The organism is Bacillus sp. E214 (genome assembly GCF_008087365.1).
Classification (GTDB): domain Bacteria; phylum Bacillota; class Bacilli; order Bacillales; family Pradoshiaceae; genus Pradoshia.
The window spans coordinates 1013248-1037955 of the sequence record NZ_VENN01000001.1 but is presented as its reverse complement, the minus strand read 5'-3'; the positions used below and the strand labels follow the sequence as shown (position 1 = coordinate 1037955).

The following is a 24708-nucleotide window of genomic DNA, read 5'->3' as shown; positions in this document are numbered from 1 at the left end:
ATTAGTAAGATTGGCCATACACTTAATAATAGAAAGAGAGAATCAATCTTTGAAAGTAATAGACTATCTGAAGGAGAAATTTCCATCTATCGAATTAATGCCAAGTATATATAATCAATGGGACATAGGAATCCACTTTACGCTCGGTGGCACTAATTATCAGTTCAAAAAAAATGGTGAACTAAATTGTGAAAGATTTAGGCTAGTGTACAAGCAACTTGATACGATCTTTAATCAATTATTTGAGCAATATGATGACGTATTCCTTGTAACGAATATGTACACGTATAAAACTAATGTAAAGCATACGAGAAAGTTGAAGGTATATGAACCTTTTCTAAAGTATAGAAATTCTTTAAATCATATTCAGGTGAGAACATGTCCATATCCTTTTGAGTTAGATGAAGAAGAATATGAAATGCAGCAATTTTCCTTATTGTGTAAAACAAAGGACATACGCATAACTGAATTATTAAAAGCAGCAACTCACGAAGATTTTCCTCTAAAGCCAAGATTCGGAGGGGACGCCATTCATTATCCGGATGTCTTCTTAGTGAACATCACTAAAGACCTTATTTTATTTGTCTATGATGACCGTGGGTGTGAGGTTATTGCTATAGACGCTGAACGACTGCGCCCGCTATATGAACAACATAAGGATTGGGTGGAAGATGTGGATCGGCAGAAGATTGAACGAGCGTTGAACCGGAGAAGCAATTGATAAATTAAAAGAAGTGCAGTCATCGTCTATGATGCTGCACTTCTGCTGTATTGCTTATTTTTTCTGATGCAATATATACATATTACCTTGGTCCCAGTTTAATTAATAAAATCACCTTAAATTATAACTGGCTGTTTGGCATAAATGCTGAACAGTTTTTTTGCCGATTTCAAAATAGCAGAGAAAGAATTTTGTCGAATCTTTTTCATAATTAACAGCAGGTTATTTACATAAATGTAACGAAATGGTAATAGTCTTCAATTTAAAAATCAGTGAAGACAAAAAGGGGAGAAAGAATGAAAAAGATAGTAGCTGTCATAGCCGCTACCGCATTGCTACTCACGTCGGGTACAAGTGGGGTATTTGCTGCGGCAAAGGTGAGTTCAATAAACCAAAAGGGAGATGAAATCCGCAGTTCCGAAAAAATTTACAAACCAACAACGAAGAAATATGACGAATATATTCAGGCAGACACCTTGGTTATTAAGCATAGTGGATCGTTATCTAAGAAAACCCTGACCAAATATAAGGGGAAAGTGATGAAGGCTGGCGGGAACCTTGGTTATTCAGTTGTAAAATTTAAAACAGCATCCGCAGCTAAACAAGCTTACACGGAATTAAGTAAATCTAATTCGGTCACATCGATTTCGCCGAGCGTAAAGTATAAAACTTCTTCTGTCAAAACCGATCCTAAGATCAGTCAACAATATTATAACAAGCTGTTAAACTTACCTGTGGCACAGAAAAAAGCAGGGAAAAATAAAGTATTGGTGGCTGTGATTGATACGGGAATTGATAAAAATCATCCTGAATTAAAAAACAAAATTGTATCAAGCTATAATGTCCATAATCCAGTTAACGCCTCATTGCCGGAGGATCATGGCACACATGTAGCCGGCATAATTGCAGCTGAGAAGAATAATGGAATTGGCGGATATGGCATAAATCCAAATGCCTCGGTTTTATCTATTGATGTATTTAATAGAGAATGGGGTGCGTATGATTACAATATCGCAGAAGGTGTTTTATATGCGATTAAAAAGAAAGCGAAGGTAATTAATTTAAGCTTAGGTGGCCCATTCAGTTCACCGGTTCTTGAAGCCGCAATCAAAAAAGCGAAAGCGGCTGGAATTGTGATTGTTGCTGCGGCTGGTAATGAAGGATCTGATATGAAAGGTTACCCGGCTGCATATGAAGGAGTCATTAGTGTCGGTGCTGTGAATAAAAGCAAAACACTGACATCCTGGTCATCCTATGGTGTATCGACAGATTTGGTAGCACCTGGGGATAATGTTTATGCACCAATCTATGATTATGAGAAAAAATCGACTTTTGCTTCATTTAGCGGCACATCGATGGCAGCTCCAATGGTGACTGGTACGGTTTCTTTATTATTATCTAAATATCCTAAATTAAAACCGGAACAGGTAGAATACATCTTGAAGAAAACAGCTACCGATTTGAGTACGAAGGGCTACGATAAGAAATATGGATATGGACTAATCAACCCATCATCTGCTTTAAGCTTTGATATTAAAAAAATTCCATCCTTAACTACTGCCGTGTGGAATAAGGATACAATTATGAAAAGTGCTAAAACGGTTGGCAGCAGCTATACGGTGAAAAAAACATTTATGAAACCTTTGGAACAGCACTGGATTAAGCATACCGTAAAAAAAGGTGAAACATATCAAATCAATTTAATGGGATCTAAAGTGTTTGATTCCCAATTACTTGTGAATATGTATGGAAAGGATAAATCAAGCACGAAAAAAATCGATGATGTCACTGAAGGTAAAACAGAGGGTTATTACTTTAAAGCACCATACGATGGTACTTTGACCGTTGGTGTTAAAGATATTAGCGGAAATTACGATGTGGCCGGAAGCAAATTATCTGAATATGAATTAGTATTCAAAAAAGTAACTGTTTCAAAAGATGAATCCGGTAAAGAAAACCCGATTATAATACCAAAATTGTCATATGATACTACCGGTAAAAAAATGCATCTTGTTGGCGAAAATGGAGATGATGATTATTTTCAATTTACAACGGGTGAAAAAGAGGAAAACATTAAGCTTTCTGTAAATGGTACACCTGGTGCAGACGTCAGCATGTTTGTCTATGCTTTGACAGACATTAGAGATGAAGAGGAGTTGGAAGAAAAGGAGGAAATTACTGAAGGTGAGGGTATGAGTAAGGAAGCAGATGGAGACATAGAGGATGGTAACTCAGAAGAAGAGCCAACGCATGTTAATATTCTTGAACAGGAAATTAACAGCGGCACCATCGGAGAAAGTGAACAGGATGTATTCACTGCTGAGCCTAAAACAACCTATACCATTAAAATTTCTAACAAATATGAAGGATATTCCGAAAGTTTCTTTGACTTTTTTATCCTTTCAGAAGGATTCGAATCATCGGCTACCAAGATAACTGGTGCAATCAGACAAAACGGTGATCCCTATATTTTCAAGGCCAGCCTAGTCAAAATGCCAGCGGACGAGGATGGAATTCATTCCATTTATGATCGTGATGAAGAGTATGACGAAGAAGAAGAATATGTTGGTGATGATGAAGAATATTGGGAAGAAGAAGGCGACGATGAAGTAATTGAAATGCTGAATGAAATGGCCATTCCGTATAAATTAACAAGTGAAAAATCGGGTTATTTACAGTCACGCTATGATGAAGATTGGTATAAAGTCAATGTAACATCAGCAGGAATCCATGCCTTTGATTTAGGTACAGCTAAACATTCGTACTCCATTTATCAGGTCGTTGAATCTGAAGGTGAAGACGGAAATGAAATCCGTTTACTAGAAGCAGTTGCTGATAATTATGATCCATTTACCGGCAAAAAGCTTAATACGTTTTATGCCTCACTTGAAGCTGGAAAAACCTATTATATGAAGATTGAGATGGATTGGATGTCTGATTCCTATTCTACGGATAAATATTTCTTTGAATCAAGATTGGTAGGTAAGCCTGCTGATAAATACGAGAACAACGATTCTATGAAAAACGTAAAGACTCTTCCTGGTACTACTGTTAAAGGAGATTACGCAAAATTATCGGATACGGATCTGTTTAGATACACAGCCAAAGCATCTGGTAACTATGCATTAACGGTGGATAATAATAAACCAAGCACACCAGGACTCCCTGCACTAGTTAAAGGTGATGTTTATTCGTATATTGCCGTAATGGAAGATAAAAATAATAACAAGAATGTAGATGATGCGGATTTAGATACGATTAAATATATAGATTCCTATTATGATCCTGCAGGTGCATATGGCTCACATTATTTCCAAAAGGGTAAAGCGTATTTTATCGCGATTATGGGTGATGGGGAATATTTACCATTCTCTTTAACTCAATATACGTTTAAGCTCAGTCAAGTGAATCACAAAGATGAAGATGCCGGGACTGTTATTAAGAAAAATAAACCATCAAAACCAATCAGCTTTAAGAAATCGAAGGGAAAATGGGAGAAAACAGGCCGATTTAACGCATTTAATACAAAGAAAAATGATGAAGATTGGTACAAGCTTAAAGTGGATAAAGCCTTCAGCGGTCAAATCACTTTAAGTGGCGGCAGAGAATTGGATGGAGCCTTTGAGGTTTATCAAAATGGCAAAAAAATCGCCGGCTCTGACCGATATGCTGGAAATGATACAGAAGTTTTAAATATCAGTCTTAAAAAAGGTACCTATTATATAAAATTAAAAGATGCTCAAGGTTCTGCTTCTCTGTCACCGTACACAATCCGCGTGCAAGAAAAGAAATAGGTACTTAGAAGGTTTCCAGGTTTTCTGGAAACCTTTTTTACACTTCTTCCTTCTGAATGGGGAGTTGGTTTTGAAGATTTCGTTCGTTTTTAATTAGTTTGACAAGAATGCTCCAGAATTGTTTTTGGATAATGGGATCTGATGTGATTGGCTTAATTTTCTCCCATAAATGATGAAGGTCATTCTGTCTCATGTTTTTCACCCCACTTTTGCTTTGCCATCTTTTTGCATTTTTTTTGATGAAACGATTCGGATGAGAATTGGATAGTTCTTTTATTAGTTTGGATGCTATTTCTTGATCTGTTTGGTGTTGACTTTGAGAAATCAATATACGAGCCATTGACGAAATAGCCATTATATCTGAATCTCTTAATGTAGCCAATTGGCTGGCCGCCTTTAACTCTTCCGGTGTTTTTTTAAACGGTGAAAGAGTAGTTAAAGAGTAGCTTATTTCATTATTTAAGTCACTTATAATTGCATCGATTGATTCTGGTTTTTCTATATTCAATGAAAATCTCCTTTCAGAATAACTATGTTGTTATTTTTTAAGCTTACTATAAAGGCTATTGCGGAGTAATAGATTGAGCAAAAAGCATGATTAGATTATTCATGGTGTGAATAACTATCGTATTTCATTAATAAATTTTTTTGAATTATTATAATATTGTAAAATAATTGAAACTTTCAGTGATATTCAACCGTATAAAATGGTAAGATTATCCTAGGAGGTTGATAAGATGTTTGAGTTTTTTAAACGAATGAAGACGGTGGTCAGTTCAGAATTGTATGCACTCATTGAAAAAGCAGAAGATCCCATTAAAATGGCCGACCAATACCTAAGAGAAATGAATCATGAAATTGAAGAAGCAGAGAAGACAACTGCAAAGGTCATGGCTGAGGAGAAATTAACCCACAGAAAAATCACCGATTTAAAATTACTGATTGAAAAACGTAATACTCAGGCAATGGAAGCCATTCAAGCTGGTAAAGAGACGCTTGCAAAACAAGCTTTAGAAAACAAACTTCAGCTCGGGATTGAGCTTGCCTCATTGGAGAATTTGCATGAACAGGCTAAACAAAATGTCAAGGATTTGCAAAATCGACTGCGAGAAATGAAAGCTGATTATCAGGAACTTGTGATGCGCAGAGATACATTAAAGGCAAGAGCGCTTTCTGCTAAAGTGCAAACTTCAGTAAATCGTTCTTTCCATACAGAAAGTCGAAATTCGGCCAAAGCTGGATTTGAACGAATGGAACAAAAAGTAATGGAATATGAAGCAGAAGCGGAAGTCAGTAAAGAGCTTAAAAGTAATCATCTTGAAATTGATAATGAGTTTAAAAAGATGGAAACCGAAAAATTAGTTGAATCAGAATTACAAAGATTAAAGGATTCATTGAATAGCGAAAAATAACTGATAAAGGGTTGATTAGTATGGAATTTTTAGGGGTGGAATTAGCTGATTTTTTCTTATATTCACTGATTATATCCGGTATCCTTACGTTTTTCTTCATATTATTTAATGATCTGTTTGCCGGATTAGACCTCCCTGACTTTTTAAACCCAACCCTTATACTAAGCTTTTTGACCATTGCAAGCGGATCAGGGTATGTGCTTGTTTCTTTAACCTCATTGCGGGCACTTCCCATTTTTTTTATTTCCTTCGCAATTGCTTTTATACTTGTCTCTATTATTAATCTATTCGTTTTAGTCCCCTTGTCGGCAGCTCATGAATCTTTAACGATAACCGAGGATGAACTAAAGGGACGGTTGGGAAAAGTGATAACATCAGTACCTGTTAATGGGTATGGTGAAGTATTAATAACAAGTAAAAGCGGAACGTTTTCAAAGCCGGCCGTAAGTTTTGACCAAGAAGCGATACCATCTGAGACAAAGGTATTAATCATTGATATCCAAAATGGTGTTCTGCATGTCAGTCCACATGAAGAATTAAATGAACTGGGATAGGAGAGTGGGAGTAGTATGACATTAATCTACGGTATTGTTGGTGCAGTGGTATTTATTTTATTAGCCCTTATAGGAGTTTTTGTTACAAAATATAGAACAGCTGGTCCTGATGAAGCATTGATTGTCACGGGCAGTTACTTAGGCAGTAAAAATGTACATATTGATGAATCCGGAAATCGAATCAAAATTGTACGCGGAGGAGGGACCTTCGTTCTTCCAGTATTCCAGCAAGCTGAGCCGTTGAGCTTATTATCGAGTAAATTAGAGGTTTCAACACCGGAAGTATATACCGAACAGGGTGTGCCGGTAATGGCCGATGGTGTATCCATTATTAAAATAGGTAATACCATTTCTGAAATTGCAACGGCTGCTGAACAATTTTTAGGGAAAACGAAGGATGACCGTGAACAGGAAGCAAGAGAAGTACTGGAAGGGCATCTACGCTCCATTCTTGGTTCGATGACAGTTGAGGAAATCTATAAAAACCGTGAAAAATTTTCACAGGAAGTGCAGAGGGTTGCCTCACAGGATTTAGCGAAAATGGGATTGGTTATCGTTTCATTTACAATTAAAGATGTACGTGATAAAAATGGATATTTGGAATCGCTTGGTAAACCGAGAATAGCTCAGGTGAAAAGGGATGCGGATATCGCAACAGCCGAAGCCGATAAAGAAACACGGATCAAACGGGCTGAAGCATCCAAGGAAGCGCAAAAAGCTGAACTTGAACGTGCAACTGAAATCGCAGAGGCAGAAAAATTAAATCAATTGAAAATTGCTGAATTCAGACGTGAACAGGATATTGCTAAAGCAAAAGCCGATCAGGCATATGATTTGGAGACTGCACGTTCTAAGCAAGATGTTACGGAACAAGAGATGCAAATTAAAATCATTGAGCGGCAGAAGCTGATTGAATTAGAAGAAAAAGAAATTTTACGCCGTGAAAAGCAATATGATTCTGAAGTGAAGAAAAAGGCGGATGCAGATCGCTACGCAGTTGAACAAGCAGCTTCTGCGGAAAAAACAAAGCAATTAACTGAAGCCGATGCCAATCAATATCGCATCGAAGCAATGGCGAGAGCGGAAGCAGAGAGAGTACGTTTAGATGGTCTTGCAAAAGCGGAAGCACAAAGAGCACAAGGGGTTTCCGAAGCGGATATCATTCGTTTAAAAGGTTTGGCGGAAGCGGAAGCAAAGCAAAAAATCGCAGAAGCCTTCGAGCAATTTGGTCAGGCTGCTGTTATGGATATGATGTTAAAAATGCTTCCGGAATATGCAAGGGAAGTGGCTAAACCGCTGAGCAGTATTGATAAAATTACGATTGTTGATACAGGGAGCGGCGGTACAGGCGGCGGCGCCAATAAAGTGACCGGATATGCGACGAATTTAATGGCAACTTTACAAGAGTCATTAAAAGCATCCTCCGGTATCGACATGAAAGAGTTAATTGAAAGCTTTGCAGGTAAAAATTCAGGCGTCAGTCCCAGAATAAACCTTGAAGAAGAGTTGGCTAAAACTGAGATTCCTATTGTTAAGGGACTTGATCGTACTCCAGATCAACTCTAAATAAACAATAAACAAACCTGAGTTCATATGGGCTCAGGTTGTTTCTTGTTTATTACGGATATTAGGATTGAATAAACTCAAAATCTTCTAGAGTATATAACCATTATTCAGAAATACGCTTAACCGTGATTTCTAATTCTATGTCTACATTGTCTTTGAGAGCACGGCTGACCATGCAGGATGCTTCAGCTTTTTGGGCTAGTTTTTGGACAAGTCCGATATCTTCTTTTGTTGCAGAGTCCTTTAGTATAATCGTTGGCCGATGAATGATCTTTTTATAGGTAAACACACCGTTTGTTACATCGACAATTCCCGCTGACTGTAAGGTTAACCCTTCTTTTTCTAAATAGCTGCGTTCCATCATGGCTGCCAGCGTAATAATATAACAGGTTGCTGCAGCACCAAGTAACATTTCATCAGGATTTGTTCCGATTCCAGGTCCATCCATTTCCTCCGGTATCGAAACTTTAGTATGAAGGTTTTTAGTATGTATTTCTCCTATATCGTTTCGTAATCCAGGCCAAACAGCCTCTAAAATAAATTGATGCTCTGCCATTATAAAGTCCCCTTTATTTTACTATTATCTTCATTTTAATGCGTAAATGAATCTAATTCACACAAAGTGCTTAAATATAGTTGAAAAGGAGTTTTTATTTTTAATCGTCTAACCATACTTTAGGACAAGGTTGGAACATATTATTATGTTAGAAAATTAATGGTTGAAGATCTATTTTTGTAGACCAGTATCCTTTAGGGAGTGAAAACATACAGTGCAAATTCAACTAGTGGTTATATTTTCACTTTATGATATTTTTATATACTATATTAGATAATATTACATATAGTAATGCTAATAATATTCATTGTTTCATTGACTAAACAATATTTGACAGTGGGTATTTTATATTTGACATATTCCTGACACATTATATGATTATAGTATTGTTAACAGACAACATAAATTTTATTTCGATAGGAGTTATATTATGACCAACGAGACAAAGAATACTTCAGATACAGAAGAGAAAGCTACTGAAATAAAAACAGATCAAACAAAAAAACGTAAAAATAAAAAATGGATTGCTGGTATTGCAGCAGCTGCCGTATTAACTGCAGCTATAGCTGGCGGGGCATATGCTTATACTAAATCTCAAACAGTAGGCAGTGTCAATGGCGACCGTATTACTAAAAGTGAATTATATGACACAATGGCCAATGTGTATGGAGCTTCTGCTGTAGATAGCTTAGTTACGATGAAGGTTATTGAAAAGGAAGCAGATGAGCGCAATATAAAAGTTAATGATAGTGAAATTAATAAAGAAGTAGATGCATATATAGAAAGCTATGGTGGAGAGGATGCTTTAAAATCAGCACTTGAAGCTAGCAGTTTAACTCTTGATGATTTAAAAGAGGATATAGCGGTAAATATTAAAATCGAAAAGTTAATGCAGGAAGATATTGAAATCACTGAGGATGAAGTAAAAGCTTATTATGAAGAGAATAAAGCAAATTATGATCAATCTGAACAAGTTGAAGTTAGCCACATCCTTGTTGAAGACGAAGACAAAGCAAAGGAATTATTGAAAAAAATCAAAGACGGCGAGGATTTTGCTGAACTCGCCAAAGAAAATTCCACTGATACAGCATCTGCTGAAAATGGTGGAGAGCTCGGCTATATTTCTGAAGGAGAAATGGTAGAAGAGTTTGAAAAAGCAGCATTCGCTTTAGAAGTTGATGAAGTAAGTGATGTGGTTAAATCAGAATATGGCTACCACATTATTAAAGCTACAGGCCATAAAGAAGCTAAAGAATCCACTTATGAAGAATCAAAAGAGGATGCTAAAGAAGCCGCTCTAAGCGAAAAGATATCTTCTGAGTACAGCACATGGTTGGAAGATTTAAAGAAAGATTATAAAATTAAAAATAAATTTGAATAATTATGTATAAATGATTAAGAGCAAGCCGTTACTGGTTTGCTCTTTTTTGTTTGAGAAGAAGAAATTTTTGTACTTTCTAACATAGGGATATATAGTATAGTAGTAACTAAATTTTACAAAATATAGAGAGAAATAGATAGGGAGGTAATGTTTATGGAACTATTTGAAGCCATTAAAGGAAGAAGAAGTATTGGCAAGGTTAAAAATGAGCCGATACCTGATGAGCTCATACATAAAATTATTGAAGCGGGAACATGGGCACCATGTCATCATCGTACAGAACCATGGAAGTTTTTTGTTTTGAAAGAGGATGGCAGAAAAATCCTCAGTGATGTGTTAGTGGATATCCTGAAATCTGAATTAGATGATCTTGAGTCAGAAGAAAGTAAAAAAAGATTAGAAAAAGTAAGCAAGAATCCCTATCGTGCTCCTGTTATCATAGTGACTGCCGTTGAACCAGTGAAGAATGAAAAGGTTCTGATTGAAGAAGAATACGCTGCTGTCCATGCAGCTACACAAAATATCCTGCTGGCAGCTCACGCTCTTGGACTGGGTGCCGTATGGAGAACCGGGAAACAATGCCATGATAAACGGATGAGTAAGGCTTTTAATCTCTCTGAGGATGGTGCTGTAACTGGGTTTATCTATTTAGGATATCCAGATATGAATCCTAAAGAAGGTTCAAGAAAATCTATTGATGAAGTGACCACATGGATAACCAATTAAATTAACGAAAGCCGGTACAAAGAGGATATTCACTCTGTACCGGTTTATTTTTTGGAAAAAGTTTGATTACTATAAAAGTAGACATAAAATATATTAATCTGATAAACTTAGTATGGAATAAAATCGGTAAAAGGAGGGGTTAATATGGACCGAAGTTTTCTCATAATACATGGACTTGGCGGAAGCGGACCTGAACATTGGCAATCCTGGCTGTATAATGAGCTGGTGGATGCAGGTGAAACAGTTTATTATCCGACCCTTCCTGAATATGATGATCCTTATAAAGATAAGTGGATAAAAAAATTGGAAGATACCTTTCAAACTATTACCTCAGACCATATAACCGTTGTTGCTCACAGTTTAGGATGTGTCCTATGGCTTCATTTTGCTCTCAAAAATGCTCATAAGATAAAAAAATCGGTTAACCGTGTTATTTTAGTGGCACCGCCCTCTCCCTATTTAAAGCATGAAATCATCCAAAGGTTTTTTCCCCTTCCAGTTAAGGGTAAAGAATTAATACAGTCTATTGATCATACACTGCAAATTCAATCCACAAACGATTCTTATTGCTCTGTTGAAGACAGTCAATTTTATAAAGACTTGGGTATTATACAACTTTTGGTTGTGAATAAAGGTCATATCAATATCGACTCCGGTTTTGGAAAATGGCAGTGGATTCTTGATTATTGTCTGGATCAAAATCATGATTTTGCAGTAAATGAAGGCTGAATGTATGGATAGGACGGTGATTGTTTCTATGAATATAGTAGTAGTTGGTGCAAATGGACAAATTGGCAATCAATTGGTTCACCTCATTAAGGAAGATGGACAACACAATGTAAAAGCGATGATCAGAAAAGAAGAGCAGGTAAAATCATTTGAAAATAGAGGTATACAGACTGTTCTTGCTAATTTAGAAGATAGCGTAGAAAATCTGGCGAAGGCAATTGAAGGATCAGATGCGATATGCTTCACAGCTGGGTCAGGAGGAAGCACAGGTCATGACAAAACGCTTTTAATTGATCTTGATGGTGCAGTGAAAATGATGGAATCAGCTGAAAAGGCTGGAATCAAACGATTTATTTTGGTCAGTGCCCTTCAGGCTAACAACCGCGAAAACTGGAGCGATGAAATTAAACCTTATTATGTTGCCAAGCATTATGCAGATCGAATTCTGGAAAACAGCCCATTAACATATACGATTATAAGGCCGGGTGGATTGCTGAATGAACCTGGAAACGGGAAAATCCGTACTGGGGATACAATAAAGGCTGGAACGATACCGCGTGAGGATGTGGCACGAACTATTTTGGCTTGCCTCACGAATGAGGCAAACTATAATCGTTCTTTTGATCTTATATCAGGTGATACCCCGATTGAGGAAGCTCTTAACCAACTATAAAATTTGTCGAAGCAGTTCAGTTTTTAGCTGAACTGCTTTATTTGTTTGTCATAAAAAATATGAAAATCTTTCGACTTAAATTGTCAAAATTTTTTGTCATTGACAGTGTAAGGTTAGAGGTGATAGGTTGAGATTGGGTTAAATACACCATATTTTCATTCACTCATATATTAGATTTTGTATCTGTAAATCAAAATTAAATGTTAATCTTCATTCCGTAGGAGACTTCTTTTCAGCGCTCAGCTCAGGAGCTGAATGATTTAGAATGAGCTTACCATTCAGATGGAGTACAATTTACCAATCGAATGACAATAAAGCCACCGATATGGTTTTTCTGAGCAAAGCTCGAATAATTATCCATTCACATAGCCGAGATGTTATGGAATACGTACCATGGGAGGGAGAATAGTGGACTATAATTTATACAAACCTAAACGCCATTGGAGTGAAATCGAGTTATGGAAGGATGTAGCGGATGATCAGTGGAATGACTGGATTTGGCAGTTAACCCACACCATCAAAACACTTGATGATTTAAAAAAGGTGATTAATCTTACACCAGAAGAGGAAGAAGGTGTACGGATCTCAACTAAAACGATTCCCTTGAATATAACGCCCTATTACGCATCTTTAATGGATCCTGATGATGAGCGCTGTCCAATCCGTATGCAATCCGTTCCCATAGGAAAAGAGCTCCACAAAACGGTGTATGATTTAGAGGATCCCTTACATGAAGATGAAGATTCCCCAGTTCCAGGGTTAACTCACCGTTATCCGGACCGTGTCTTATTTTTAGTAACAAATCAATGCTCCATGTACTGCCGTTATTGCACAAGAAGAAGGTTTTCTGGTCAGATTGGTATGGGAGTTCCGAAGAAGCAGTTGGATAAAGCAATCAATTACATCAGCCAAACACCGGCAGTCCGGGATGTTTTAATCTCTGGTGGTGATGGCCTTCTCATTAATGACAGTATACTGGAATATATATTAAAAAACTTACGCGCCATTCCTCATGTAGAAATTATTCGTATTGGAACTAGAGCCCCGGTCGTGTTTCCGCAAAGAATCACTAAAGATTTATGTACCATTCTTAAAAAGTACCATCCCGTTTGGCTGAATACACATTTTAATACATCGATCGAAATTACAGAAGAATCAAAGCGTGCCTGCGAGCTGCTTATTGATTCGGGAGTACCTGTGGGCAATCAGGCGGTTATTTTGGCTGGGATTAATGACAGTGTCCCAATCATGAGAAAATTAATGCATGATTTAGTCAAAATAAGAGTTCGTCCTTATTATATTTACCAATGTGATTTATCAGAAGGAATTGGACATTTCAGAGCTCCTATTAGTAAAGGCTTAGAAATTATGGAGGGGCTGCGCGGTCATACAAGCGGATATGCTGTGCCGACTTTTGTGGTTGATGCACCAGGCGGGGGTGGAAAAATACCGCTTCAGCCGAACTACATCATTTCACAAAGTTCAAATAAAGTGATCTTACGTAATTTTGAAGGTGTGATTACATCATATCCAGAACCGGAGAACTATGTGTCCGGTCGTGCAGATGAATATTTCAAACAAACATACCCAAATGTATATGAAGATTACAACAGTACAGGTATCTTGTCCATTATGGATGATGAAAAGTTTAATATTACTCCGGATGGATTAGAAAGATACAACAAGCGAAACGCCTATCAACAAAATCCGGAGCATTCGTCACTAAAAGATCAACGAGATAAACGGGACGTTCTAAAAGAAAAGAAATTCAAGGCCCAACAAACAAAAACAACTAAAACTGATCAAGAGGATTCAAAAGTATGAAATGCCAATGGTGTGAACAAGATGGGGCAATTGAGACCAATACCACTGTATTTTGGGAGCTGCCAGATGGAACGCAATCACTAGAAATAAAGGAAACACCAGCCATCCATTGTGGCAATTGCCAAATGGAATATTTAACGGATGAACAGACTGAGGAGATTGAGGACCATTTATTGCTCATTAATACAAAACAATTAACAGGCACTGTACATTTTGAAGAATTGATGAAAGTACCAAGGTTATTAAAGCGAAACTATTTCAAATAGACAAAATATATGTAAGCGATTTCAGTTATTCAACGTCAAAGAAAAGCTATATTCTTTGGCGTTTTTATTAAAATGAAATGGACAGAGGTGAATAGGTTGAAACCGGTACTTTTACCTGATGCAGCAGCATCCTTGCTAAAGAGCGGAGCCCGTATCATGGTTGGGGGCTTTGGATTGGTGGGATGTCCAATAACATTGGTACACGCTCTTGACCGAAAAGGGATAAATAATCTTGAAATTATCAGCAATAATCTCGGTGAGCCAGGCAGGGGACTTGGAGTGCTTGTTCAAAAAAAGAAGGTAAGAAAGGGGATAGGTTCTTATTTCACATCCAACCCGGATGTAGTGGAGGCTTATTTGGGGGGAGAGCTTGAGATTGAACTTCTGCCGCAGGGCACACTGGCAGAAGCGATTCGTGCGGGTGGAGCTGGAATACCAGCATTCTATACACCCGTTGGAGTAGGCACTGACTTATCAAATGGGAAAGAAGAAAAAAAATTCAATGATAATAAATATATATTGCAACATTCTTTGAAGGCTGATTTTTCACTGATTAAGGCCTATAAAGCAGACAAACTTGGTAATTTAATTTATATAAAGTCTGCCCGGAATTTTAATCCTGCTATGGCGACGGCCGGGAATATCGTGATTGCTGAAGTTGATGAAATAGTAGAAGCGGGAGAACTCGATCCTGAGGAAATTATCACACCTCATTTGTATGTTGATTACTTAGTGTTAAAGGAGGAGTCGTTGTGAGTGCAAAAGAGACGATTGCCAAACGTGCTGCACGATTCCTTGGAAATGGTGATATTGTCAACTTGGGGATTGGGATTCCAACATTGGTGGCAGATTTTATCGCTCCTCATCTATCCGTATTTCTACATACAGAGAATGGGATTCTTGGGGTGGGACCTACCCCATTAAATGAACCAGATCCCAATTTGGTGAATGCAGGAAAGCTTCCTGTAACTGTCATGACTGGTGCATCTTATTTTGATAGTGCATCATCTTTTGCGATGATACGTGGGGGCCATATTGATGTCTCGATTTTGGGTGTTCTGCAAATGGATGAAATGGGCAGGATAGCAAATTGGGCAGTTCCAGGAAAAGCGGTTTTGGGTGTAGGAGGAGCGATGGATCTATTAGAGGGCTCTAAAAGAATTATCGTAACAACCTTACATACAACAAAAGCGGGGAAGCCGAAGCTCGTTAAGAATCTTAATTATCCGCTTACATCTGAGCGCAGAGTGGATTTCATTATAACTGAATTGGCCGTATTTGCAGTCGATGATAGGGGGCTTATTTTAGTGGAAACTGGTCCAGGAATAACAGTGGAAACTGTTAAAGAAAAAACGGAAGCGGATTTCAGAATTCAATTAAACAGTGAATTTGTTGGCTTTGATATGTAGCATAAAAAAGTCTTGAACTTGCTTTTTAAGCATATCTTGTATGTAGAAAAATGATAGAACATTTCTATGAAATGGAGAGACGCAAATGGCTGACCATGTATTTCATCGTGATTTTACGAATAAATACCCAATCATAACGCATGGGCAAGGGATTTATTTATACGATCAGGATGGCAAGCAATATATTGATGCATGCTCCGGTGCTGTTGCCGCAAATTTAGGTCACGGGGATGTGAAAATTGCTGAAGCGATGGCTGAACAGGCAAAAAAAGCAGCCTTTGTACATTCGATGCGTTTTGAAACCGAGGTATTGCATCTTCTGGCAGAGAGAATTGCGGAGATTGCTCCCGTTCCATTAAACAAGGTTTATTTCACCTGTGGCGGCTCGGAGGCGAATGAAAGTGCTATTAAACTTGCAAAGCAATATCATAAAGGTGCAGGAAATCCGGAAAAACATATTGTGATTGGCAGATGGCAATCTTATCATGGGAATACTTTAGGATCCTTGTCTGCTGGAGGCGATATTAAAAGAAGGCAGGTATACACTCAAAATCTACTTGATTTTAAACATGTTTATTCCCCTCATTGTAAACGATGCCCATACCAAAGAAATCTCGATGATTGCAATCAACAACACAATTGGTCATGCATTAAGGATATAGAAAAGTTGATTATTGAGATAGGTCCGGAACAAATTTCTTGCTTCATAGCTGAGCCAATCGTCGGGAGCCAATTGGGAAGTGTAAGTCCGCCAGACTCGTATTTTAAAGAGGTCAGAAAGTTATGTGACGATTATAATATTCTTTTGATTGCAGATGAAGTGATGACGGGTTTTGGGAGAACAGGGACCTATTTTGCTGTAGAGCATTTTGATTTCATACCGGATATTATTACGTTTGGCAAGGGAGTATCAGCCGGCTATTCGCCTCTTGGCGGTATGATTGTTCACGATCGATTAATTAAAGGGATTATTCAAAACAGCAAGGGGAAATTTGCGCATGGATATACATACAGTGGCCATCCGGTCTCTGTCGCTGCCGGATTGGCAGTTCTGAAAAAATTAGCTCACAATAAAATCCTTCCCAACGTAGTTATGCAGGGTGAATATTTAATTAAACAACTTAAACTGCTTCAGGACCGTTACCCTGTCATTTGGGATATAAGGGGTAAAGGCCTGTTGATAGGCATTGAATTTGCTTCCAGTCCGAAAGGAGACCCATTCCCTCCCTCTAGCTCAACATCTGAAGTGATTAATCGGATTGCCATGCAAATTGGAGCTGTCTTTTATCCTGGAAGTGGATCAATCAATGGCTATGAAGGTGATCATTTGTTAATTGCTCCGCCTTTAACAGTCTCCAGGGAAGAAATCGATGCAATCATAAATATATTAGAACTTGCTCTGCAACAATTTATGTATTCGAGGGGGAAGTAAATCATGAGTCATTCTGAAAAAGTTACTGAATTAACAGAGAAAGCGAGAAAACATATATCTCCAGTTAGCACAAGAGTGACGGAATTAATTATAGATCGAGGTAAGGGAGCACGTTTTTGGACGAAGGATGGAGAAGAGTATATTGATTTTGTTTCAGGGGTAGCAGTTAATGCACTCGGCCATTCTCATGAAAGAATCGTTAACGCTATAAAAACACAGGCGGAGCGACTCGTTCATTTTGGTTTGAATTATGGCTATTACGAGACTGTGATCGGCTTGGCTGAAAAGCTGGCACAAATCACGCCAGGTAATTTAGATACTGTATTCTTCTCAAATTCAGGCGGTGAAGCCATTGATGGAGCATTGAAGCTGGCACGTGCGGCTACTGACCGCCCGGGAATTATCGCTTTCAATGGGTCCTTTCATGGACGTACGTTAGGTGCTACTACTGTAACAGGATCAAGCAGTAAATATAAAAAGTACTACGAACCGCTGGTAGGAGAGGTTTACCATACACCTTATCCATATCCCGGTTTAGTAAAAAATATCGATAATGCTGATTTGACAAATTATTGTATTAACCAATTACGTTCGTTATTTGATTTACATATTGACCCATCGAGAGTGGCTGCTATACTTGTTGAACCGGTTTTGGGGGAAGGCGGTTACTATCCCGCACCTCCATTGTTTTTACAGGAATTAAGGAGTATTGCTGATGAGCATGGTATTTTATTAATATTTGATGAGGTTCAAACAGGATTTGGCAGAACTGGGCGGATGTTTGCTTCGGAACACTCAGGAGTAACTCCAGATATTCTCGTTTTAGCAAAGGCTTTATCAGGCGGACTGCCTCTTGGTGCAATTGTGGCAAATAGGGATTTACATAATAAATGGCCTGTAGGGGGGCATGGCTCCACGTTTGGAGGCAACCCAATCTCATGTGCAGCTGCCCTAGCAAGTATACAGGTGATTGAAGAAGAGAATCTGGTAAAGAGGAGTAAAGAACTCGGTGAGCAAATTGTTAATAGGCTGCAAAATAGTTTGCTAGGATACGAGCCAATAAAAGAAGTCCGCGGAATCGGTATGATGATTGGCATTGAATTCAATGAATCCGATAAAAAGTCCATTGTGCCGCTTATCAAAGCACGATGCCTGGATAAGCATTTACTAATCATGAACTGCGGAGTTAACGGGCAAACCATCAGGCTCATGCTGCCATTAAATATATCAACAGAAGAATTGGATGCTGGGTTAACCATTCTCGAAACCGTTATTGGAGACGTGGTAAAGGAGGGTATTTAGTAAATGTCCAAAGAATTTACAAAACAGCTGCTTTACATGAATGGTCATTGGACTCACGATTTAAATCAGAATTATCGGGAAAGCAAGAATCCTGCAACGAATGAAGCGGTGGGTATGTATGCAATCGCAACTTCAAGCCAGGTAGACCAGGCTGTACAGCATGCTCACCTTGCCTTTAAAAGCTGGAGACGAACACCCGCGCCGGAACGTGCTGTATTTTTATGGAAGGCAGCAGAATTATTTGAACGAAAAAGAGATCAATTAGCCGAAGTTATGACCAAAGAAATGGGGAAAGTTCTGGCGGAAACACGCGGGGAAGTGAATGTCGTCATAGAAACATGCCGCTATATGGCTGGGGAAGGTCGCAGAATGTATGGTGAAACCATTGCTTCCGGCAACAACAATCGAACGATTACGATGAATCGTGAGCCGCTTGGTGTAGTTGCATGTATCACTCCATGGAATTTTCCGGTAGCGCTTGCCGCTTATAAAATTTGTGCTGCTTTAATCAGTGGGAATACGATTGTGTGGAAACCAGCTTCTGAGGTTGCACTCTCAGCAGGTATATTTATGCAAGTCTTTCATGAAATTGGTCTCCCAAATGGGGTTTTAAATCTCATTACAGGGAGCGGCAGTCAGGTGGGAATGCAGCTTGCTGAACATGAAGATGTCAAAGTGATCTCTTTTACAGGCTCTACTGAAGTAGGCTTGCTGCTTTCACAGGTAGGTGCCAAACAATTAAAAAGGGTTTCCCTTGAGCTAGGTGGGAAAAATGCAGCAATTGTTCTACAGGACGCTAATTTAGATTATGCAGCAGAGTGTATTGTTAAAGGTGCATATGGAACAACTGGCCAAAAATGTACGGCGACAAGCCGGGTTATTGTTGAACAATCGATTAAAGAGGATTTATTGAAAAGGGTCGTAAAGTTAACGAAGGAATTGAAACTAGGTAATGGTCTTAGTGAAAATATTGACTTAGGTCCTTTGGTAAATGAGCAGCAAATGAAGGTGGTTGAGAAATACGTGAGGATAGCAACAGAAGAAGGAGCCTTATTGGAGTGTGGAGGAAAGAAATTAGCGAACGAAGAAGGGTGTTTTTTTGAACCAACTATTTTCAGTGATGTGAAAAAGGAACATACGATTGCTAAAGAAGAAATATTTGGACCTGTTCTTGCCTTTATTGAAGTGGACAGCTATGAAGAGGCGATTGAGGTTAATAATGATACGAAATATGGACTGTCGACATCCATTTTCACAAGCAGTTTGTCTATTGCCAACCGAGCTGCTGCTGAAATTGAAAGTGGATTGGTTTATGTGAATAACGGAACTGCTAATGCTGAAATTGGTGTTGCGTTTGGCGGGATGAAGTATTCAGGGAATGGCCATCGTGAAGTATCCCATCATGCTTTGGATAGTATGACGGAATGGAAATCAGTGTATATGACTTATCTATAGGAGGGATTCCCTTGTGAAACAAATGAGGATTGGAATAGCTTTTTTTTATCATGAATCCCATAGTTTCTCTAGAACTAAGACGACTATTCAGGATTTTAAGAATGAGGGTTATTTTAAAGGGAACCAAATTTTTGACGTTTATACAAATACAAGGACAGAGGTTGGCGGGTTTATTGATGTTCTGAGGAAACTTGAAGAGGTAGAGATAGTCCCCCTTCTTTGTGCAGCAGCTGTTCCTTCGGGTCCGGTAACCTATGAAACATACGAAGAAATTGAAACAGAGCTTATGGGTTTAATGGAAGCGGCAGGAAAGCTTGATGGATTATTGATTGCCCTGCATGGAGCAATGGTCATTGAGGGAATTAATGATGCAGAAGAATATTTACTTTTAAAGATTAGAGCAAAACTTGGGGTAGATATCCCGATTGCAACGACCCTGGATCTACATGCCAATATTAGTCCGGCCATCGTTGGAATTACACCCTATCATTTTGGATTTAAAACCTATCCGCATATTGATATGTATGAGCAAGGAGTAAATGCCGCGAATGCATTAATGAATCATCTTTCGCTTGGTGTAGATTATGTAGCGAGATGTGTTAAAATTCCCATGCTGCTTCCCTCAATCAATATGAAGACAATGGAAGGTCCAATGGCAAAAATGATGAAGCTTGCTCACCGTTATGAAGAGGAAGATGGTATTTTAAACATTTCCGTATTTGGTGGATTTCCATATTCAGATGTACCGAGCGCAGGTGCAAGTGTGATAGTAATTGCTAAAAATCAGTTGTTGGCCGAACGTACTGCCAGTGACTTGGCCAAAATATTTTGGAAACTAAGGGAAGAATTTATCGTCAAATTGCCTGATGTTAAAGAAGCATTTCAGCTTGCGTTAGCAATGAAGAAAAATAAACCAATCGCATTAGCTGATATTTCTGATAATCCGTTGAGCGGTGGCAGTGGAGATACAACGAAGCTTTTGAGAGAATGTATAGAATACAATAGAGAGAAAACGCTTTTTGGAGCATTAACGGATTCTAAGGCAATTGATATATGCAGGAGTGTGGGAGTTGGTGGAACCGTCCAACTGTCACTTGGCGGGAAAATCTATCCTGAGTTTGGATTACCGGTTAATGTGCAAGCGACTGTTATCAGGTTAACTGATGGTGTATTTTATAATAGTGGACCATTTAATAAAGATTTGAAAGTAGATGTTAAGGGTGCTTGTTGGATTCGAGTAGGAAATATAGATATTCTCCTAATTGGAAGACCTATGTCTGCTAATGATCCTGAACTTTTTCGTCATATTGGGATAGAACCAAGTGCGTACAGGTATTTGATATTGAAAGCTAAAAATCATTTCAGGGCAGCTTTTGATCCGTTGATAAGTGAAGTCATTTATGTTGATGCACCGGGCGCGGCCACTAATAACATCGCACAGCTACCCTATAAAAATATCCCGGAACAAACATGGCCCTTAAAAAATATAGAATTTCTAAAGGTAGAAGAGAGGAAAAAATCATGACACAAACGAATTCGATGTATTACATTGAAATACCCGAATCCCTAACGCCTGCACAGCAGAACATGATGATGGAGCTCGAAAAGGATGCATTTCCTGGGTTGGGAGCGGTAGATGAACAAACACTGGTTCCTTTGGCGAGATACGGAAAACTAATCCTTTATAGACAACAGGGGGATGAACGACCAGTTGCGGTTTGTGAATGTATGAGAGATTATAATCAGCCGGATAAAGCTTATATATTTGGCTACTATGTACGGTCAGATCAGCATGGGAAAGGATTGGGGACACAATTTTTACATGAGGTTCTGAGCATTCTGCGGGATGATGGTTTTCATAAAGTCAGTTTAACTGTAAGCGAAGCAAACACGGCTGCTGTTAAATTATATAAAAACATCGGTTTTACTGTAAATGAATTAAGGTATGGTGAATTCGGAGACGGTGAGGATCGGTTGTATATGGAGAAAATTTTATAATCAACAACAGGACGTGTGACTAATCACACGTTTTTTTCGTTGATGATTATTGGCTGCAAAGGGACTATTACAGCCAGTGTGGCTCTTCTTTTTATAAAACAAAACCTTAAAATGAAGATAAAAAGTACCTTGATAAATAGATTGTATTGAAACATAAACAGATGAAAAAAATGAACGTTTTTGGGCATACTAGCAAGTGAAAGAAAAAAGCAAAATAAATTATATTTATATAATATAACTCGGTGATTTCCCTCACGTTTTATCATTAAAATACAATTCAATTGATAAATTTACTGTATCGACAGTATTATGTTTGATCCTGATTACCGTTTATATAGAGAGTTTTTATTGAGTTTACCTAATGGAAAGAGCGGAAAATTTTAAAGGAATATGATAATAATTATAAATAAGCAATTGACAAATTTCTTTTTAATAATTATTATAATATAGTATTAAACATCACTTAGATGATGATATTGTTTAGGAGGATATACGATATGTCACTTATTAATAAAAAATTAGAGGATTTTACAGTACAGGCTTACCATGATGGAGAGTTTAAAGAAGTAAGTCTTTCAGATGTTCAAGGTAAATGGTCAATCTTTTTCTTCTATCCAGCTGATTTCACTTTTGTGTGCCCAACTGAATTAGCTGACCTGCAAGATAATTATGATGCCCTTAAAGAAATTAACTGCGAAGTGTACTCCGTATCTACGGACTCTCATTTTGTACATAAAGCATGGGCAGACGCTACAGATACAATCGGCAAAATTAAATATCCTATGCTTGCAGATCCGGCGCATGTTCTTTCTCGTCAATTTGAAGTATTAATTGAAGAAGCTGGTCAAGCGCTTCGTGGAACATTCATTGTGAATCCTGAGGGTGAAATTAAAGCATATGAAATTCACGACCTAGGTATTGGCCGTAATGCTGAAGAAGTTGTGCGTAAAGTACAAGCTGCTCAGTTTGTTGCAGAACACGGTGATAAAGTATGTCCAGCAAAATGGACTCCTGGTGAAGAAACACTTGAGCCAAGCCTGGACCTAGTAGGTAAAATATAATTATTAATCATTTGCATTTATCTTTCTTAATGGAAGATGAGTGCAAATTTTATCTTAAGGACTGACAGCTACTTGTCCAGTTTTGAATGTTTTTTCTATCAGAAGATCAAATGAGGTACTTAAAATGATAAGTACCTTTTTTATTAAAAAGTTTACTAAATTAGGTGAGTATTTTGACAAAAGGAATTTTAGATTTAATTATCATTGGCGGAGGTCCTGCTGGATTGTCAGCGGGTATTTATGCCGGACGTGGAAAATTAAACACTCTTATTATTGAAAAAGGAAATATGGGTGGCCAAGCTGCAACGACAAATGAAATTGTTAACTATCCTGGTGTTCGCAAGACGACTGGACCTTTATTAATAGAAGAAATGAAAAAACAATGTGAAGATTTTGGTGTTAAATTTACCAAAACAGATGTTACAGATGTTGACCTATCCGGAGAAGTTAAAATAATCAAAACGATCAATGGTGAGTTTCAGGCTAGATCTGTAATCATTGCATCAGGTGCAGGTCCTCGTAAACTTGGATTCCCAGGAGAAGCAGAATTCACGGGACGTGGTGTTGCCTACTGTTCAACATGCGATGGTGAATTCTTCGAAGGATTAGAAGTGTTTGTAATTGGAGCTGGATTTGCCGCAGCTGAAGAAGCAATGTATTTAACTCGTTTTGCCAGCAAGGTTACAATCATTGCTCGTGAACCTGAGTTTACATGTGCTCCTTCTATCGCAGATAAGGTTTTTGCCAATGAACATATAGAAGTTAAATTTAATACGGAATTGCTAGAGGTTTCAGGGGTGGAGATGGTTCAGCATGCCCGATTTATTAATAATGTAACGAAGGAAGAATGGGAATACACAGCGAAAGAAGAAGATGGCGCATTCGGAGTATTTGTATTCGTGGGATATCAGCCTAAGACAGAGATCTTTAAAGGTCATGTAGAAATGGATGAACGTGGTTACATTATTACAGATGAAGAAATGAGAACAAATATTAAAGGTGTATATGCTGTTGGAGATCTTCGTCCAAAATCTTTACGTCAAGTTATTACAGCAGTTGCCGATGGGGCGATTGCCGGAACAGACGTACAGAAATATGTTGCTGAAGAAAAAGAGCGCCTTGGCATTGTTGATGAGCCAAAAGAAGAAAAACCGGAAGAGAAAAAAGAATCTACACCAAAAGAAACAGCTCAAAGTGGTAAGAGCAGCCTACTAAGCGATGCTATCAAAGGACAACTAAAAGGTATTTTCTCCAAAATGGAGAATGATGTAACATTAGTAAGCATTGTAGATGAAAGTATGCCTAAATCTGTAGAATTACGTGATTTCTTGATTGATGTTGCTGAACTTGGCGATAAACTTCATCTAGAAGTTTATCCAAAAGGCGAAAATGCTGAAATGGAAACGAAAATCAATGCTGATAAATTTCCGGTTGTTTCGTTGCTTGATCATAAAGGGAATTACAGTGGCGTGAAGTTCCATGGTGTACCGGGAGGACACGAGCTTAATTCCTTCATCCTGGCAATTTATAATCTGGCAGGTCCTGGACAAGCATTAGATTCCTCTATCCAACAGTCAATTAAAGCAATCGATAAAAAAGCAAATATTAAGGTAATGGTATCTTTATCATGCCACTACTGCCCAGATGTTGTTGTCGGTGCTCAAAGAATTGCAATTGAAAACCCAAATGTCGAAGCAGAAATGATTGATATCAGCAACTTCCAAGATATTAAAAAGAAATATAAAGTAATGAGTGTTCCAGCCATGATTATTAATGATGAACAAGTAGTCTTTGGCGCTAAAAAAATTAATGAAATTGTAGCAGTGTTACAACAAGCTTAAACAATTAA

At 38.1% G+C, this 24708-nt stretch carries 22 protein-coding genes; 20 read left to right on the top strand and 2 right to left on the bottom strand.

The annotated features are described in order from the left end of the window. The first annotated feature begins 49 nt into the window (after positions 1 to 49). Together FHY47_RS04805 and FHY47_RS04800 are read left to right on the top strand one after the other, a co-directional pair. Positions 50 to 721, top strand: a complete 672-nt coding sequence (locus FHY47_RS04805) for a DUF3885 domain-containing protein (RefSeq protein ID WP_148629756.1) — start codon at positions 50 to 52, stop codon at positions 719 to 721. A 296-nt stretch (positions 722 to 1017) separates the two neighbouring features. Further along, a complete protein-coding gene (locus tag FHY47_RS04800) occupies positions 1018 to 4515 on the top strand; it encodes a S8 family peptidase (protein ID WP_148629755.1) in 3498 nt (1165 codons plus the stop codon). 37 nt (positions 4516 to 4552) lie between these two features. On the opposite strand, the gene FHY47_RS04795 is transcribed toward FHY47_RS04800, so the two are convergent. Further along, positions 4553 to 5023, bottom strand: a complete 471-nt coding sequence (locus tag FHY47_RS04795; protein WP_148629754.1) for a hypothetical protein — start codon at positions 5021 to 5023, stop codon at positions 4553 to 4555. Positions 5024 to 5252: 229 nt separating this feature from the next. Between FHY47_RS04795 and FHY47_RS04790 the strand changes: the two genes are divergently transcribed. Genes FHY47_RS04790 through FHY47_RS04780 form a run of 3 tightly spaced genes read left to right on the top strand, consistent with a single transcriptional unit; the run spans position 5253 to position 8047 of the window. Further along, complete coding sequence (locus FHY47_RS04790) at positions 5253 to 5927, top strand: PspA/IM30 family protein (protein ID WP_140461504.1); 675 nt, start codon at positions 5253 to 5255, stop codon at positions 5925 to 5927. Between the two features lie 20 nt (positions 5928 to 5947). Next, on the top strand, positions 5948 to 6481 hold the full coding sequence (locus FHY47_RS04785; RefSeq protein ID WP_066103608.1) for an NfeD family protein: 534 nt from the start codon (positions 5948 to 5950) through the stop codon (positions 6479 to 6481). A 15-nt stretch (positions 6482 to 6496) separates the two neighbouring features. Beyond that, a complete protein-coding gene (locus FHY47_RS04780; RefSeq protein WP_066103610.1) occupies positions 6497 to 8047 on the top strand; it encodes a flotillin lipid rafts scaffold protein FloT in 1551 nt (516 codons plus the stop codon). 103 nt (positions 8048 to 8150) lie between these two features. Here FHY47_RS04780 and FHY47_RS04775 read toward each other — a convergent pair whose 3' ends face one another. After that, positions 8151 to 8603, bottom strand: coding sequence for an OsmC family protein (locus tag FHY47_RS04775; protein ID WP_066103613.1), 453 nt, complete (start codon positions 8601 to 8603; stop codon positions 8151 to 8153). Between the two features lie 430 nt (positions 8604 to 9033). On the opposite strand from FHY47_RS04775, the gene FHY47_RS04770 reads away from it, so the two are divergent. From FHY47_RS04770 to FHY47_RS04700, 15 genes are all read left to right on the top strand, one after another. Further along, complete coding sequence (locus FHY47_RS04770; RefSeq protein ID WP_077248015.1) at positions 9034 to 9984, top strand: peptidylprolyl isomerase; 951 nt, start codon at positions 9034 to 9036, stop codon at positions 9982 to 9984. Positions 9985 to 10137: 153 nt separating this feature from the next. Beyond that, complete coding sequence (locus FHY47_RS04765; protein WP_066103616.1) at positions 10138 to 10710, top strand: nitroreductase family protein; 573 nt, start codon at positions 10138 to 10140, stop codon at positions 10708 to 10710. 144 nt (positions 10711 to 10854) lie between these two features. Continuing rightward, positions 10855 to 11439: an RBBP9/YdeN family alpha/beta hydrolase gene (locus tag FHY47_RS04760; RefSeq protein ID WP_066103618.1), complete on the top strand. Its 585-nt coding sequence runs from the start codon at positions 10855 to 10857 to the stop codon at positions 11437 to 11439. 28 nt (positions 11440 to 11467) lie between these two features. Continuing rightward, the gene (locus FHY47_RS04755) at positions 11468 to 12112 is read left to right on the top strand and encodes an SDR family oxidoreductase (protein ID WP_148629753.1); all 645 of its coding nucleotides are present in this window, start codon (positions 11468 to 11470) and stop codon (positions 12110 to 12112) included. 408 nt (positions 12113 to 12520) lie between these two features. Next, positions 12521 to 13936, top strand: a complete 1416-nt coding sequence (gene kamA / locus FHY47_RS04750; RefSeq protein ID WP_066103620.1) for a lysine 2,3-aminomutase — start codon at positions 12521 to 12523, stop codon at positions 13934 to 13936. Further along, positions 13933 to 14202, top strand: a complete 270-nt coding sequence (locus FHY47_RS04745) for a YokU family protein (RefSeq protein WP_066103622.1) — start codon at positions 13933 to 13935, stop codon at positions 14200 to 14202. Before kamA ends, FHY47_RS04745 begins: the two co-directional genes overlap by 4 nt. Before the next feature lie 72 nt (positions 14203 to 14274). After that, the gene (locus FHY47_RS04740; RefSeq protein ID WP_077248016.1) at positions 14275 to 14958 is read left to right on the top strand and encodes a CoA transferase subunit A; all 684 of its coding nucleotides are present in this window, start codon (positions 14275 to 14277) and stop codon (positions 14956 to 14958) included. Continuing rightward, positions 14955 to 15611, top strand: coding sequence for a 3-oxoacid CoA-transferase subunit B (locus FHY47_RS04735; protein WP_066103624.1), 657 nt, complete (start codon positions 14955 to 14957; stop codon positions 15609 to 15611). The genes FHY47_RS04740 and FHY47_RS04735 overlap by 4 nt, the downstream gene beginning before the upstream one ends. A gap of 85 nt (positions 15612 to 15696) precedes the next feature. Then, on the top strand, positions 15697 to 17043 hold the full coding sequence (locus tag FHY47_RS04730; protein WP_066103627.1) for an aminotransferase family protein: 1347 nt from the start codon (positions 15697 to 15699) through the stop codon (positions 17041 to 17043). A gap of 3 nt (positions 17044 to 17046) precedes the next feature. Next, positions 17047 to 18345, top strand: a complete 1299-nt coding sequence (locus tag FHY47_RS04725) for an aminotransferase class III-fold pyridoxal phosphate-dependent enzyme (RefSeq protein ID WP_140461500.1) — start codon at positions 17047 to 17049, stop codon at positions 18343 to 18345. Positions 18346 to 18348: 3 nt separating this feature from the next. Beyond that, on the top strand, positions 18349 to 19800 hold the full coding sequence (locus tag FHY47_RS04720; RefSeq protein WP_140461499.1) for an aldehyde dehydrogenase family protein: 1452 nt from the start codon (positions 18349 to 18351) through the stop codon (positions 19798 to 19800). 22 nt (positions 19801 to 19822) lie between these two features. After that, the gene (locus tag FHY47_RS04715) at positions 19823 to 21325 is read left to right on the top strand and encodes a M81 family metallopeptidase (RefSeq protein ID WP_262365991.1); all 1503 of its coding nucleotides are present in this window, start codon (positions 19823 to 19825) and stop codon (positions 21323 to 21325) included. Then, a complete protein-coding gene (locus FHY47_RS04710; protein ID WP_066103634.1) occupies positions 21322 to 21798 on the top strand; it encodes a GNAT family N-acetyltransferase in 477 nt (158 codons plus the stop codon). Before FHY47_RS04715 ends, FHY47_RS04710 begins: the two co-directional genes overlap by 4 nt. Positions 21799 to 22295: 497 nt before the next feature. Next, on the top strand, positions 22296 to 22859 hold the full coding sequence (gene ahpC / locus FHY47_RS04705; RefSeq protein WP_066103636.1) for an alkyl hydroperoxide reductase subunit C: 564 nt from the start codon (positions 22296 to 22298) through the stop codon (positions 22857 to 22859). 173 nt (positions 22860 to 23032) lie between these two features. Next, a complete protein-coding gene (locus tag FHY47_RS04700) occupies positions 23033 to 24700 on the top strand; it encodes an FAD-dependent oxidoreductase (RefSeq protein ID WP_148629751.1) in 1668 nt (555 codons plus the stop codon). Positions 24701 to 24708: the final 8 nt, after the last annotated feature.